The sequence below is a fragment of the Geodermatophilus sp. SYSU D00696 genome, from assembly GCF_054050235.1.
On record NZ_JBJGYY010000027.1, the window covers coordinates 1 to 13888 of the forward strand.

A 13888-nucleotide genomic window follows, 5' to 3' on the forward strand; every position below is an offset into this window, starting at 1 on the left:
CTGTCCTACAAACGCCTGGCGCTGCGCTACGACCGCACCGCCGTGACGATCACCGCGCTGGCCCGCCTGGCCGTCACCCTGATCTGTGCCCGACGACTCCCGACGAACTAATGCAACGTCTTCTTAATCTTGGGCTTCTCCAGTGAGGGGACTCGACGTCGGGTCAGGTCCTGGGCGCCGCGTCGATCCACGGGCCCTCGGCGCCCGGTGTCGTCCGACCGGACCCGCTCGGAGTCCTCGCCCACGGTGCGCCTCCGCCCAGGCGTCGACGGCCTGCAGCGCGGCGGGCCACTCGGGCCGGTGCCTTGCGCAGGTGCCGTCGCCGCCGCCGGCCGCTCAGCGTGCTGGCGGGAGCGGTCGTTGACCCGGTCGACGGCGACTGACTCGTCGGCGGCGAGCTCGATGAGGCGGATGACCGCGTCGAGGTAGCGCAGTTCCGGGTCCCCAGGCTGGCCGGACTCGTCGGCGAGTTCGGCGCGCATCTGCGCGGCCGCGGCGCGGGTACGGGCGACGTCGTCGGTCACGGCTGGCCTTCGGCGAGCGATGCAGATGAGGGCGCGACGTTAGGTGCGGACGGCTCCTACGGTGCGCCCGCCTGTTCGACGAGAAAGGACGATCACCGTGGACATGACCATGGTCAGCGAGCTGTTCAGCGGCACCAGCCGGACGTGGATCGCGCCGGACGAGCGGCGCTGGGCGCCTGAGGGCTTCAAGGACCTGACCCACGCGGTGCGCGAGGGCGACAGTGTTGCCCGGTGCGGCCAGCAGCTGTCGCTCGTGCCGGACGGGACGCGGTTCCCGCTGCCGCAGGTGAGCAGCGCCGGCGTCTGCCCGGCGTGCGCGAAGCTCGCGCGCTGATCCTGTCGCGCCTTGGGCAGTCACTGCTGGCCGTCCGGGGCGCGGCGCAGCGGCTGGGCGTGCGCGCGGTAGACGATAGCGGTCGTGGTGGCGCCCTGCTCGTCGTGGTCGCGGGCCATGTCGACCCACTGGCCGGCGAGCCGCCTCGCCTGCTGCAGGGCGGCATCGGCTTCGTCCCGCTGGCCGCGGATCCGCGCTTGCTCGGCCCACAGGCGGTCGTCTTCCCGCTTGAAGGTCGGCTGCCAGGCCGTTGAGGGACCGGCGACGAGCTGCTCAGCCTGCTCCGGCCAGTCCCACACCGCCCAGTGCCTGGAGTCGTAGTGCTCGACCATGGCGCGCAGCCAGCCGTGGACGCCGTCGACGAGCTCTTCACGTCCGTGCCCACCCGCCGGTGCGGTCACGCCGGGCGAGGTCTGGGGTGAAGTCCCGTCGACGATGGCCCGGTCCGCGGGCGACGAGTGCGGATGCAGGATCACCGCTTGGATCCCGAGGGCACTGGAGGAAGACCGGAGGACCGCTGCAGCTCACCTCCTGAGCTGCGAGTCATCCACAGCCGCTGACCGCGTCCACAGTTCCTCCGGGAATGGCCTGCACATCGCCTTCTCGCGCTAGACGGGTCCTGCGGACAGGACTCGAGCGGGACGAGGGTGGATGGCGAGCATCGCGAAGCGAGCAGACGGCCAGTGGCGGGCGCGTTACCGCGACGCGGCCGGACGCGAGCACGCCCGGCACTTCCGTCGCAAAGTCGACGCCCAGCGATGGCTGGACGGCGTCACGGCTGCCGTCGAGACGGGAACCTACGTCGATCCGCGGGCCGGGCGCGTCACCGTCGGGGAGTGGGCGGACCGGTGGTTGCACAGCCAGGCGCAGCTCAAGCCGACGACGCTGGCCCGCTACCGCGGCATTCTGCACGGACACCTCCTGCCGAAGTGGGCCGACCGGCAGCTGGTGACGCTCTCGCATGCGGAGATCCAGTCCTGGGTGGCCGAGCAGCGGGCGGCCGGCATGGCGGCGGCCACGGTGCGCAAGCACTTCCGGGTCCTCAGCCTGGTCCTCGACCTGGCTGTCCGCGACGGGCGGCTGAGCCGCAACCCCTGCACCGGGGTGAACCTGCCGCGCGCCGAGCAGGCCCGTCGTCGCTACCTGACCCACCGACAGGTCCACCTGCTCGCTGCCGAGACGGCCCGGCCCAGGCCGGGGACGCGACTGCCGTACCGCGAGCGAGAGGTCATGGACTCCTACCGGCTAGTCGTCCTCGTACTGGCCTACTGCGGTCTGCGGTGGGGAGAGCTCGCTGCGCTGAAGGTGAGCCGCATCGACCTCCCGCGGCGCCGGCTCGAGGTCGTCGAGTCGGTCGTCGAGGTCGACGGCGCCCTCGTCTGGGGGGTGCCCAAGGGCTACGAGCGCCGTTCCGTGCCCGTGCCGGCCTTCCTGCTGGAGGAACTCCGGAGGCACCTGGCGGGTCGGCAGGCCGACGACCTGCTCTTCACCGGCCTGCGCGGTGGGGGAGTGCTCCGCAACCGGATCTTCCGGCGCGCCGGCTTCGACCGCGCTGCTGCGGCCGTGGGACTCGACGGCTTGGTGCCGCACGAGCTGCGGCACACCGCCGCCAGCCTGGCCGTCTCCTCCGGCGCGAACGTCAAGGCGGTCCAGCGGATGCTCGGGCACGCCTCGGCCGCACTGACGCTGGACACCTACGCCGACCTGTTCGACGACGACCTCGACGCGGTGGCGGACCGGCTGGACGACGCCGCCCGGCACGTCCGCGGCGGTCTTGCGGACTTTCTGCGGACTGGGGACCAAATCGGCCCGGACGGAGGACCGTCCGGGCCGTTCAGTTGAGCCTCTGACCTGCAGTTATGTGGCGTGCCCCCGGCAGGATTCGAACCTGCGCACCCGCCTCCGGAGGGCGGTGCTCTATCCCCTGAGCTACGGGGGCTCGGGGCAGGAGTGAAGTTACCAGCCGTCCCCGGCCGCCCCGACGCCGGGACTCAGGGCGCCGGCAGCGGCGTCCCGCCCCGCGCGGTGAGCATGTCGACCATCGTCGTCACCTCGGCGCTCTGCGTGTCGGCGATCGAGCGGGCCAGTCTCCGCACGGCGGGCTCGGCGGCGTTCTCCGCGGCGTACTGAGCCATGTCGAAGCCGCCCTGGTGGTGACGGGTCATCAGCCGCAGGAACTCCACGTCGAACGCCGTCCCGGTCAGGGACCGCAGCTGCGCCAGCTCCGCCTCGGTGGCCATCCCGGGCATCACCGCGCCGTCGGCCTCCGACGCGCCGTGACCGGCGTGCTCCCCGCCCATCCAGGCCATGTGGTCGCCGCCGGAGCGCGACAGCCCCCACAGCGACAGCCAGCCCTCCATCCGGCCGGCCTGGTTGGTCTGCGTGCTGGAGATGTCGAAGGCCAACTGGCGGACCTCGGGGTCGGTGCTGCGCTCGAGCGCCAGGTTGGCCATCTCGACGCCCTGCCGGTGGTGCACCGCCATGTCCCGGGAGAACCCGGCGTCGACCGAGTCGGCCGTCGGCGCCTCCTCCTGGCCGATGCCCAGCCCCACCGCCAGCGCCCCGCCGAGGGCCACCAGCGCGACCGCGATGACCGCCAGCAGCACGGCGCGCAGGCCGCGGCGGGCCGGGGCCGGGGCGTCCTGGTCCGGGTCGACGGCGGTGGCGGTCATCGCGGCCTCACTCCGTGCTGGTCCCGTCGGCCGCCGCGGTCGGCGTGGTCGGGGCGTCGGTGGTCATGGCGTCGGTGCCGCGGCTGCCCTCGCCGGTGACGAGCGGGTCGGCGACGAAGTCGGGGTTCTCGCAGCTGGCGCCGATCTCCGGGTAGGCGCCCTCGACCTCGCCGTTGAAGGTGAGGAAGTCGGCGAACTGCTCGATCCGCGGATCGTCGGCCGAGTCCACCTTCAGCTGGTGGTTCCACGACTGCAGGCTCACCGCGGCGTCCAGGCCGGCGTAGGGCGACATCAGCCGGCCGGAGATGCCGTCGACCAGCCCCTCGAGCCGCGTGACGTCGTCGTCGGAGAGCCGCTCCGGGTCGTAGGCGATCCAGACGGCGCCGTGCTCGAGGGAGTGGACGGCGTTCTCGTGCCGGATGTCGGCGTCGTAGACGGTGCCGGTGCAGTCGGCCCACTCGCCGTCGTGCGGCCCGCCGACCGGCGGCGACTGCTCGTACTGCACCGGGGTGGTCACGTGCTCCTGGCCGGCGGCGTAGTCGAAGCTCTCGATGCCGGCGATCTCGTCGATGGAGTCGATGCGCGCCTCGTCGGCCTCGCGCACCTGCAGGACGGCGTAGGTGATCGCCGCGGCGGCGAAGACCACGACGGCGACCGCGGCGGCGATCAGGCCCCACGGCCGCTGCTGGGTGACCACCTGCGTCGGCGGCCGGGTGCGCCCGCGCCCGCCGGTGCCGCGGTTCGGCGTCCTGCCCGTCGAGGCGGGGCGCGCGCCGGAGCCGCCCCTGCCCGTCCCGCCGCCGGAGCGGGTCGCCCCGCCTCCGGCGCGGCCGGAATCGGGCTTGCGGTCCTTGGCCACGTGCTCTCCTCGGTGATCGTCGAGTGGTGCGTCCGCCGGTCGTGGCGCAGCATGGGTGCGCGCCGGCGCGGCAGGCCTCGCGCCCGCCCTCGCCCGGGAGTCTAGGTCGGGTTCCTGTGCGCGCCCCGGCACCGCGGGTACGGCGCGGAACCGGGTCGCGCCCGCTGCGTACGCTTCCCGGGTGACACCGGAGCAGTTGCGCGACCTCGTCCGGACCGTCGTCGCGGCGGTCGTCGAGCGCGGCACGCTCGCCGTCGCCGTCGCCGTCCCCGACGACGTCGTCGTCGAGCGCCCCAAGAACCCCGAGCACGGCGACTACGCCACCAACGTGGCCCTCCGGCTGGCCAAGCCGGCCGGCCGGCCGCCGCGCGAGGTGGCCGAGGCGATCGCCGGGGAGCTGCGCACCCGGCCGGGCATCGGGCGGGTCGACGTCGCCGGCCCGGGCTTCCTCAACATCACCCTGACGCAGGGCGCCCTGGGCCGGATCGCGGTCGACGCGGTCACCGCCGACGCCGCCTACGGACACACCGACGCGCTGGCCGGGCAGCGGCTCAACCTCGAGTTCGTGTCGGCCAACCCGACCGGCCCGGTGCACATCGGCGGCACCCGCTGGGCGGCCGTCGGGGACGCCCTCGGCCGGCTGCTCGAGGCCAGTGGCGCGACCGTGACGCGGGAGTACTACTTCAACGACGCCGGCGCGCAGATCGACCGCTTCGCCCGCAGCCTGATGGCCGCCGCAGCCGGGCGGCCGGTGCCCGAGGACGGCTACGCCGGCGACTACGTCGGCGAGATCGCCGCGCAGGTGGTCGCCGCCGAGCCCGGCGTGCTCGAGCTCCCCGAGGCCGAGCAGCAGGAGCGCTTCCGCGAGCGCGGCGTGGAGCTGATGTTCGCCGAGATCAAGCGCACGCTGGCCGCGTTCGGCGTCGAGTTCGACGTCTACTTCAGCGAGCGCACCCTGCACGAGACCGGGGCGCTGGAGAAGGCGATCGCGCGGCTGCGGGAGAACGGCCACGTCTACGAGGCCGACGGCGCCGTGTGGCTGCGCACCACCGACTTCGGCGACGACAAGGACCGGCCGCTGGTCAAGAGCGACGGCGACCCGACCTACTTCGCCGCCGACTGCGCCTACTACCTGGACAAGCGCTCCCGGGGCTTCGACAAGGTCGTCATCATGCTCGGCGCCGACCACGCCGGGTACGTCGGCCGCTACAAGGCGCTGGTGGCCGCGGTCGGCGACGACCCCGAGGCCAACCTGGAGATCCTGCTCGGCCAGCTGGTCAACCTGGTCCGCGACGGCGAGCCGGTGCGGATGAGCAAGCGCGCCGGCACCGTCGTCCTGCTCGAGGACCTCGTGGACGCCGTCGGCGCCGACGCCGCCCGGTACGCCCTGGCCCGGGCCTCGGTCGACCAGCAGATCGACCTCGACCTGGACCTCTGGAGCCGGCAGACCAACGACAACCCGGTCTTCTACGTCCAGTACGCGCACGCCCGCATCTCCTCGGTGCTGCGCAACGCCGCCGACCTGGGCATCGCGCTCGGGGAGGCGGGGGACGTCGACGTCGCCCTGCTGACCCACGAGCGGGAGAACGACCTGCTGCGCGCGATCGGCGAGTTCCCGCGGGTGCTGACCTCCGCGGCGGAGCTGCGCGCGCCGCACCGGGTGGCCCGCTACTTGGAGGAGCTGGCCGGCACCTACCACCGCTTCTACGACGTCTGCCGGGTGCTGCCCCGCGGCGACGAGGAACCCGGGCCGCTCACCACCGCGCGGTTGTGGCTGTGCGCCGCCACCGCGGTGGTGCTGCGCAACGGCCTGGGCGTGCTCGGGGTCTCCGCCCCGGAGCGGATGTGAGGGCGCACCCGGCGGGGCCGCTGCACGGCGCCATGGCCCCGCCGCCCTCGGCCGGCACGCCGCCGGAGGACCTCGGCGCCCTCGACGAGCAGGTCTGGCCGCGCTCGTCCCGCCGGGTCGACGGCGAGCTGCACCTGGCCGGCCGGCCGGTCACCGAGCTGGCCCGCGCGCACGGCACCCCGCTGTTCGTCCTCGACGAGGGTGACTTCCGCGGCCGTGCCGCCGACTTCGCCACCGCCTTCGACGGCGCCGACGTCCACTACGCCTCCAAGGCGTTCCTCTGCGGCCAGGTGGCCCGGTGGCTCGCCGACGACGGCCTGCACCTGGACGCCTGCAGCGGCAACGAGATGGCCGTGGCACTGGCCGCCGGCTTCCCCGCCGAGCGGATCGCGCTGCACGGCAACAACAAGTCCCTGGTCGAGCTGCAGCTGGCCGTCGACGCCAGCATCGGGCACGTCGTCCTCGACTCCTTCGACGAGATCGACCGGCTGGTGCCCATGGCGGCGGCGCGGGTGGCGGCCGGGGGAGCCCCGGTCCCGGTGCTGGTGCGCACCACCGTCGGCATCGAGGCGCACACCCACGAGTTCATCGCCACCGCGCACGAGGACCAGAAGTTCGGGTTCTCCCTGGCCACGGGCGACGCGCTGACCGCCGCCGTGCGGGTCATCCGGGAGCCGGCGCTGCACCTGACCGGCCTGCACAGCCACATCGGCTCGCAGATCTTCGACACCGCCGGCTTCGAGGCCGCCGCGCACCGCGTGGTGGGGCTGATGGGCCAGGTGCACCAGGCCACCGGCGAGGTGCTCGAGGAGCTCAACCTCGGCGGCGGCTTCGGCATCGCCTACCTGCCCGACGACGACCCGGTCACCCCCGGCGACGTGGCCCGCCGGCTGCGCACCGTGGTCGCCGCCGAGTGCGCCGCGCTGGACCTGCCGGTGCCCCGGCTGGCGGTCGAGCCGGGCCGGGCCATCGCCGGCCCGGGCACCGTGACGCTGTACGAGATCGGCACCATCAAGCCGGTGCGGCTGGGCAGCGGCAGCCACGGCGCGCCACCGGTGCGCAACTACGTCTCGGTCGACGGCGGGATGAGCGACAACATCCGCACCGCCCTCTACGACGCCGACTACACCTGCGTGCTGGCCAACCGCACCTCCGACGCCCCGCCGGCGCTGTGCCGCGTCGTCGGCAAGCACTGCGAGAGCGGCGACGTGCTGGTCCGCGACCTGTGGCTGCCCTCCGACGTGCGGGCCGGCGACCTGCTCGCCGTCGCCGCCACCGGCGCCTACTGCTGGTCGATGGCCAGCAACTACAACTACCTGCTCAAGCCGCCCGTGGTCGCCGTCCGGGACGGCGTCGCCACCGAGATCGTCCGGCGGCAGACACTGGCCGACGTGTTCGCCCTCGACGCCGTCCTCGCGAACCGCCCCGCGCCGTCGCCGGCGGTCGACCAGCCCGCGCCCGAGCACCCGGTGGGAGCCCAGTCGTGACGCCCCTGAAGGTCGCCCTGCTCGGCTGCGGCACGGTCGGCGGCGCGGTGCTGCGCCTGGTCGGCGAGCAGGCCGCCGACCTCACCGCCCGCGTCGGCCGCCCGGTGGAGGTCGCCGGGGTCGCCGTCCGCCGTCCCGACCGGCACCCCGACGTGCCCGCCGGGCTGCTCACCACCGACGCGCACGGCCTGGTCACCCGCGACGACGTCGACCTCGTCGTCGAGGTCATCGGCGGGATCGAGCCGGCCCGCTCGCTGATCCAGGCCGCGATCGAGTCCGGCAAGTCGGTGGTCAGCGCGAACAAGGCGCTGCTCGCCGAGGACGGCGTCGCGCTGCACGCCGCGGCGGCCAAGGCCGGCGTGGACCTGTACTACGAGGCGGCGGTGGCCGGGGCGATCCCGCTGCTGCGCCCGCTGCGCGAGTCGCTGGCCGGCGACCAGATCCGCCGGGTCGTGGGCATCGTCAACGGCACCACCAACTACATCCTGTCGCGCATGGCCGAGACCGGCGCCGGGTTCACCGAGGCGCTGGCCGAGGCCACCGAGCTCGGCTACGCCGAGGCCGACCCGACCGCCGACGTCGACGGGTTCGACGCCGCCGCCAAGGGCGCGATCCTCGCCTCGCTGGCCTTCCACACCGCGGTCACCGCCTCCGACGTGCACCGCGAGGGCATCTCCGCGGTGACCGCGACCGACGTCGCCCGCGCCGCCGAGATCGGCTGCACGGTGAAGCTGCTGGCGATCTGCGAGCGCGTCGCGGGGCCCGACGGGGACTCGGTCGCCGTCCGCGTGCACCCGGCGATGATCCCGACCACCCACCCGCTGGCCGCCGTCGGCGGGGCGTTCAACGCCGTCTTCGTCGAGGCCGAGGCCGCCGGGCAGCTGATGTTCTACGGGCAGGGCGCCGGCGGCGAGCCCACCGCCAGTGCCGTCCTCGGCGACCTCGTCGCCGTCGCCCGCAACCGGGTGGCCGGGGCCGCCGGCGCCGGCCCCACCGCCTACGCCGAGCTGCCGACCCGGCCGATCGCCGAGACGCCGACCCGTTACCACGTCAGCCTCGACGTCGCCGACGTGCCCGGCGTGCTGGCGACCGTGGCCACCGAGTTCGCCCGGCACGAGGTGAGCATCGCCACCGTCCGCCAGGACGGGCACGGCGACGCCGCCACGCTGGTCATCGTCACGCACAGCGCACCGGACGCGGCGCTGTCGGCCACGATCGCCGCGCTGCGGGAGGTGCCCGCGGTCCGCGGGGTGACCAGCGTGCTCAGGGTGGAGGGGTTGTCATGACGGGGACGCTGCCGGGTGCCGTCTCGCCGGCCTGGCCCGGCCTGATCGAGGCCTACCGGTCCCGGCTGCCGGTGAGCCCGGCGACGCCGGTGGTCACCCTGCACGAGGGCGCCACCCCGCTGGTGCCGGCGCCCGAGCTGTCGCGGCGCACCGGTTGCGAGGTGTTCCTCAAGGTCGAGGGCGCCAACCCGACCGGGTCGTTCAAGGACCGCGGGATGACCATGGCCATCACCAAGGCCCTGGAAGAGGGCTCCCAGGCGGTCATCTGCGCCTCCACCGGCAACACCAGCGCCAGCGCCGCCGCCTACGCCGCGCGCGCCGGGATGGTCTGCGCCGTCCTCGTGCCGCAGGGGAAGATCGCGCTCGGCAAGCTCGCCCAGGCCCTGGTGCACGGCGCCAAGCTGCTGCAGGTCGACGGCAACTTCGACGACTGCCTCGCGCTGGCCAGCAAGCTCGCGATCGACTACCCGGTCAGCCTGGTCAACAGCGTCAACCAGTTCCGCATCGAGGGGCAGAAGACCGCCTCGTTCGAGATCGTCGACGTGCTCGGCGACGCCCCCGACGTGCACTGCCTGCCGGTCGGCAACGCCGGCAACATCACCGCCTACTGGCAGGGCTACCGCGAGTACGCCGACGACGGCCCGGCCACCAGGCGCCCGCGGATGTGGGGGTTCCAGGCCGCCGGTGCCGCGCCGATCGTCACCGGCCGGGTCGTCGAGCAGCCGACCACCATCGCGACCGCGATCCGGATCGGGAACCCGGCGTCGTGGACCAAGGCGCTGGCCGCCCGCGACGAGTCCGGCGGGCGCATCGACGCGGTCACCGACCGCGAGATCCTCGCCGCCTACCGGTTGCTGGCCCGCACCGAGGCGGTCTTCGTCGAGCCGGCCTCGGCCGCGTCGGTGGCCGGGCTGCTCAAGGTGGCCGCGGCCGGCGAGCTCGAGCCCGGGCAGCGCGTCGTGTGCACGGTGACCGGCAACGGGCTCAAGGACCCCGACTGGGCCATCTCCGGAGCGCCCGCGCCGGTGACCGTGCCGGTCGACGCCGCCGCGGCCGTCGCGCAGCTCGGTCTGTGAGCACCCCCGCCGTCCGGGTGCAGGTCCCCGCCACCAGCGCGAACCTGGGCCCCGCCTTCGACTGCGCCGGCCTCGCGCTGACGCTGCACGACGTCGTCGAGTTCGCCGTCGCGGACGCCGGGCTGTCGGTGGAGGTCGCCGGCGTCGGGGCGGAGGAGCTGCCCGCCGACGAGCGGCACCTGGTCGTCCGGTCCTTCCGCGACGCGTGCGACCTGCTCGGCTGGTCGCCGCCGGGCCTGCGGGTGCGCGCGGTCAACGCCATCCCGCAGGGCCGGGGGATGGGCTCGTCGGCGGCGGCTGTCGTCGCCGGCGTGGTCGGCGCGTTCGAGCTGTGCCCCGGCGTCGACGTCCGCGACGACGGCGCGGTGCTGCGGCTGGTGTCGGACCTGGAGGGCCACCCCGACAACGTCGCCGCCTGCCTGCTCGGCGGGGCGACGCTGTCCTGGACCACGCCGGCCGGGGCGCGGGCCGACCGGCTGCCGGTCAGCGCCGAGGTGGCGCCGGTGGTGCTCGTCCCCGAGGGCACGCTCGCGACGCACACCGCGCGCACGCTGCTGCCCGCCGCGGTGCCGCACTGCGACGCCGCGTACAACGCCGCCCGCGCGGCGCTGCTGGTGCACGCGCTCATCGCCGAGCCGGGGATGCTGCTCGAGGCCACCGACGACCGGCTGCACCAGCGGCAGCGCGCGGCCGCGATGCCCGGCACGCTCGCGCTGGTCGACCGGCTGCGCGCCGCCGGCCACGCGGCGGTCGTGTCGGGTGCGGGCCCGAGCGTGCTGGTGCTCGGGCGGCACCGGGCCGGCGACGACCGGGCCGATCCGGCGTCGGCCGGCCACGTGCGCGAGGTGATCTCGCTCACCCCGGAGGGGTGGCGCGTGTACCCCCTGGAGGTGGACCACGGTGGCGCACGAGTGTCGGCCGTGACGCCTGGGGTATCGTCTTCGTAACGAGGAACACTCCGCCTGACAGCGGTGTTGTCCCGACCGTGGGGCGAGCCTAGGCTTCCTGGCGTAGCCGCCCTCGGGCGAGCCTCGCGCGGAACGTTGCAGACGACCTTCCTGTCGACGCTGATCCCGCTCCGCACCCATCGGATCCGCCGCTCCCTCCTGTCCCGAACCCGTCGGGACCGGGGCCGGCGCCGGGTCACCCCCTGTGCCGGTAGGCGCAGGTCACAGCAGGGAAGGACCTGTACGTGAGCGAAACCACCGACCTCGCGACCGTCGGCGCCCCCGAGGGCGTCGCCACGGGCGAGGCACCTGCCGCTCCTGGCTCGGCGGGCCGGACCCGCCGCCGCGGCAGCGGGCTGGCCGGGATGCTGCTCCCCGAGCTCCAGCGACTGGCCGCCGAGCTGGGCATCTCCGGTGTCGGCCGCATGCGCAAGGGCGACCTCGTCGCCGCCATCTCCGCCCGTCAGGTCGACAGCGCGCCGGGCGCCGTCCCGGCGCCCAGCGCCCCGGCCGACGAGGCCGGCTCCGCCTCCGGCGCCCCCGCGACGCGAGGCGTCGCCGCGACCGCCCCGCCGGTCGAGGCCCCTGTCAGCGGAGGCGCGAACGGCGGCCCGCTGACCGGGACCGCCGCCCCGGCCGCCGAGGGTGCCCCGCGCCGCCGCCGGGCGGCCAGCCGCCCCGCCGGCGCGCCGACCCAGGCCGCCGAGGCCGCGCCGGCCGTCCCCGTCACCGACGCCGCGCCTGCCGAGGCCGCGCCGGCCGCCGACGCCCCGACCGCCCCGCCGGCAGAGCGCACCGAGCGCACCGACGGCGAGCGGACCGACGGCGACCGTCCCGAGCGCGGCGAGGGCGAGCGCCCGGCCCGCAACCGGGACCGCAACCGCAACCGCGACGGCCGCGACACCACCCGCGAGGGTCGGGACACCAGCCGCGACACCAGCCGCGACACCGCCCGCGACGGCGAGCGGACCGGTCGTGACGGCGAGCGGACCGGTCGTGACGGTGAGCGCACCGGCCGCGACGGGCGGGACGGCCAGCGCGACGGCAACCGCGGTCCCGACCGCGGTGACCGCGCCGAGCGCAGCGGCCGCCCGGACAACCGCACCGACCGCGCTGCCGACGGCCGCAACGACGGCCGCAACGACGAGGACGACGACGACTTCGAGGGCGGCCGCGGCCGCCGCGGCCGCCGCTACCGCGACCGCAACCGCCGCAACGGGCGCGAACGGTTCGAGCAGCAGGGCGAGCCGACCGTCAGCGAGGACGACGTCCTCCTGCCGGTCGCGGGCATCCTCGACGTGCTCGAGAACTACGCGTTCGTCCGGACCTCGGGCTACCTGACCGGCCCGAACGACGTCTACGTGTCCCTGTCGCAGGTGCGCCGGCACGGCCTGCGCCGCGGTGACGCCATCACCGGCGCCGTCCGCCAGCCGCGGGAGGGGGAGCGCAAGGACAAGTACAACGCGCTCGTCCGCCTCGACACGGTCAACGGGCTCGAGCCCGAGCAGGCGCGCAACCGCCCCGAGTTCACCAAGCTGACCCCGCTCTACCCGCAGGAGCGCCTGCGGCTGGAGACCGACCCGCACCAGCTGACCACGCGTGTGATCGACCTGGTGATGCCGATCGGCAAGGGTCAGCGCGCGCTCATCGTGTCGCCGCCCAAGGCCGGCAAGACGATGGTGCTGCAGGCGATCGCCAACGCGATCACCACGAACAACCCCGAGTGCCACCTCATGGTCGTCCTCGTCGACGAGCGGCCCGAGGAGGTCACCGACATGCAGCGCTCGGTGAAGGGCGAGGTCATCGCCTCGACCTTCGACCGGCCGCCGTCGGACCACACCACGGTCGCGGAGCTGTCCATCGAGCGGGCCAAGCGCCTGGTCGAGATGGGCCACGACGTCGTCGTGCTGCTGGACTCGATCACCCGCCTGGGCCGCGCCTACAACCTGGCCGCCCCGGCCAGCGGGCGCATCCTCTCCGGCGGTGTCGACTCCACGGCGCTCTACCCGCCCAAGCGCTTCCTCGGCGCCGCCCGCAACATCGAGAACGGCGGCTCGCTGACCATCATCGCCTCGGCGCTGGTGGAGACCGGGTCCACCATGGACACGGTCATCTTCGAGGAGTTCAAGGGCACCGGTAACGCGGAGATCAAGCTCGACCGCCGGCTGGCGGACAAGCGGGTCTTCCCGGCCGTCGACGTCAACGCGTCGGGCACGCGCAAGGAGGAGATCCTCATGTCGCCCGACGAGCTGGCCATCGTCATCAAGCTGCGCCGGGTGCTCGCCGCGCTCGAGCCGCAGCAGGCCCTGGAACTGCTGCTCGCCCAGCTGCGCAAGACGCGCAACAACATCGAGTTCCTCATGCAGGTCCAGAAGAACACGCCCGGCACCGCGCTCGACTAGCGCCACCGGCGGGGCCGGCGAGCAGCCACCCGCCGGCGGGGCCCGGCCGATCAGGGATACTGGTCGGCCGAGCCCCGCGCCAGCGCCGTGCGGACGGCCGGAATGACCGGCCCGTCACCGGCGTTCGACCACCTGAACGGCCCAGACCCCGGAAGAGGCGACATGAAGCCCGGCATCCACCCCGACTACCACACCACCACGGTGACCTGTGGCTGCGGGAACACCTTCACCACCCGCAGCACGGCTCCCAACGGTCAGCTGACCGTCGAGACCTGCTCGGCCTGCCACCCGTTCTACACGGGCAAGCAGCGCATCCTCGACACCGGCGGCCGCGTGGCCCGCTTCGAGAAGCGCTTCGGCAAGCGCGGCGCGAACGCCGGCAAGTAGCACCCCCGACGGCGCCCGTCCCACCTCGCGTGGGGCGGGCGCCGTCGTCGTGTCCGCCCCATCCC

General features: G+C 74.5%; 13 protein-coding genes, 1 tRNA gene and 1 pseudogene. 10 read left to right on the plus strand and 5 right to left on the minus strand.

Going from position 1 to position 13888, the window contains the following annotated elements; all coding sequences use genetic code 11:
• Positions 1-111: pseudogene (locus ACI79O_RS16665) on the plus strand (IS5/IS1182 family transposase); the annotation flags it as partial.
• Here the strand turns inward: ACI79O_RS16665 and ACI79O_RS16670 are convergent.
• Positions 108-524 carry a hypothetical protein gene (locus ACI79O_RS16670; RefSeq protein ID WP_456914689.1) on the minus strand — a complete coding sequence of 139 codons (417 nt, stop codon included), beginning with the start codon at positions 522-524 and terminating at the stop codon, positions 108-110. The pseudogene ACI79O_RS16665 and the gene ACI79O_RS16670 overlap by 4 nt on opposite strands.
• A gap of 97 nt (positions 525-621) precedes the next feature.
• Between ACI79O_RS16670 and ACI79O_RS16675 the strand changes: the two genes are divergently transcribed.
• The gene (locus tag ACI79O_RS16675) at positions 622-858 is read left to right on the plus strand and encodes a hypothetical protein (RefSeq protein WP_456914690.1); all 237 of its coding nucleotides are present in this window, start codon (positions 622-624) and stop codon (positions 856-858) included.
• Positions 859-878: 20 nt separating this feature from the next.
• Here the strand turns inward: ACI79O_RS16675 and ACI79O_RS16680 are convergent, their stop codons facing one another.
• Positions 879-1334 (minus strand): hypothetical protein, encoded by a 456-nt coding sequence (locus ACI79O_RS16680; protein WP_456914691.1) that lies wholly within the window; start codon positions 1332-1334, stop codon positions 879-881.
• Between the two features lie 175 nt (positions 1335-1509).
• Here ACI79O_RS16680 and ACI79O_RS16685 point away from each other — a divergent pair, with 175 nt between their 5' ends.
• Entirely contained in the window at positions 1510-2700 is a 1191-nt protein-coding gene (locus ACI79O_RS16685; RefSeq protein WP_456914692.1) for a tyrosine-type recombinase/integrase, read from the plus strand.
• Between the two features lie 25 nt (positions 2701-2725).
• On the opposite strand, the gene ACI79O_RS16690 is transcribed toward ACI79O_RS16685, so the two are convergent.
• From ACI79O_RS16690 to ACI79O_RS16700, 3 genes are all read right to left on the minus strand, one after another.
• Positions 2726-2797, minus strand: a tRNA-Arg gene (locus tag ACI79O_RS16690).
• A 52-nt stretch (positions 2798-2849) separates the two neighbouring features.
• Positions 2850-3530, minus strand: a complete 681-nt coding sequence (locus ACI79O_RS16695; RefSeq protein ID WP_456914693.1) for a DUF305 domain-containing protein — start codon at positions 3528-3530, stop codon at positions 2850-2852.
• 7 nt (positions 3531-3537) lie between these two features.
• Positions 3538-4389, minus strand: coding sequence for a DUF3105 domain-containing protein (locus tag ACI79O_RS16700; protein WP_456914694.1), 852 nt, complete (start codon positions 4387-4389; stop codon positions 3538-3540).
• A 181-nt stretch (positions 4390-4570) separates the two neighbouring features.
• On the opposite strand from ACI79O_RS16700, the gene argS reads away from it, so the two are divergent.
• The 7 genes from argS (at position 4571) to rpmE (ending at position 13823) form a co-directional block, all read left to right on the plus strand.
• The gene (argS, locus tag ACI79O_RS16705) at positions 4571-6238 is read left to right on the plus strand and encodes an arginine--tRNA ligase (RefSeq protein ID WP_456914695.1); all 1668 of its coding nucleotides are present in this window, start codon (positions 4571-4573) and stop codon (positions 6236-6238) included.
• Positions 6235-7725 (plus strand): diaminopimelate decarboxylase, encoded by a 1491-nt coding sequence (gene lysA / locus ACI79O_RS16710; RefSeq protein ID WP_456890571.1) that lies wholly within the window; start codon positions 6235-6237, stop codon positions 7723-7725. Before argS ends, lysA begins: the two co-directional genes overlap by 4 nt.
• Complete coding sequence (locus ACI79O_RS16715; RefSeq protein ID WP_456890572.1) at positions 7722-9011, plus strand: homoserine dehydrogenase; 1290 nt, start codon at positions 7722-7724, stop codon at positions 9009-9011. The genes lysA and ACI79O_RS16715 overlap by 4 nt, the downstream gene beginning before the upstream one ends.
• Positions 9008-10087, plus strand: coding sequence for a threonine synthase (gene thrC / locus ACI79O_RS16720; protein ID WP_456890573.1), 1080 nt, complete (start codon positions 9008-9010; stop codon positions 10085-10087). The genes ACI79O_RS16715 and thrC overlap by 4 nt, the downstream gene beginning before the upstream one ends.
• The gene (gene thrB, locus ACI79O_RS16725; protein WP_456890574.1) at positions 10084-11034 is read left to right on the plus strand and encodes a homoserine kinase; all 951 of its coding nucleotides are present in this window, start codon (positions 10084-10086) and stop codon (positions 11032-11034) included. Before thrC ends, thrB begins: the two co-directional genes overlap by 4 nt.
• Positions 11035-11279: 245 nt before the next feature.
• The gene (gene rho, locus ACI79O_RS16730) at positions 11280-13436 is read left to right on the plus strand and encodes a transcription termination factor Rho (protein ID WP_456914696.1); all 2157 of its coding nucleotides are present in this window, start codon (positions 11280-11282) and stop codon (positions 13434-13436) included.
• A 162-nt stretch (positions 13437-13598) separates the two neighbouring features.
• Positions 13599-13823 carry a 50S ribosomal protein L31 gene (gene rpmE, locus ACI79O_RS16735; protein ID WP_456873755.1) on the plus strand — a complete coding sequence of 75 codons (225 nt, stop codon included), beginning with the start codon at positions 13599-13601 and terminating at the stop codon, positions 13821-13823.
• Positions 13824-13888 lie beyond the last annotated feature (65 nt).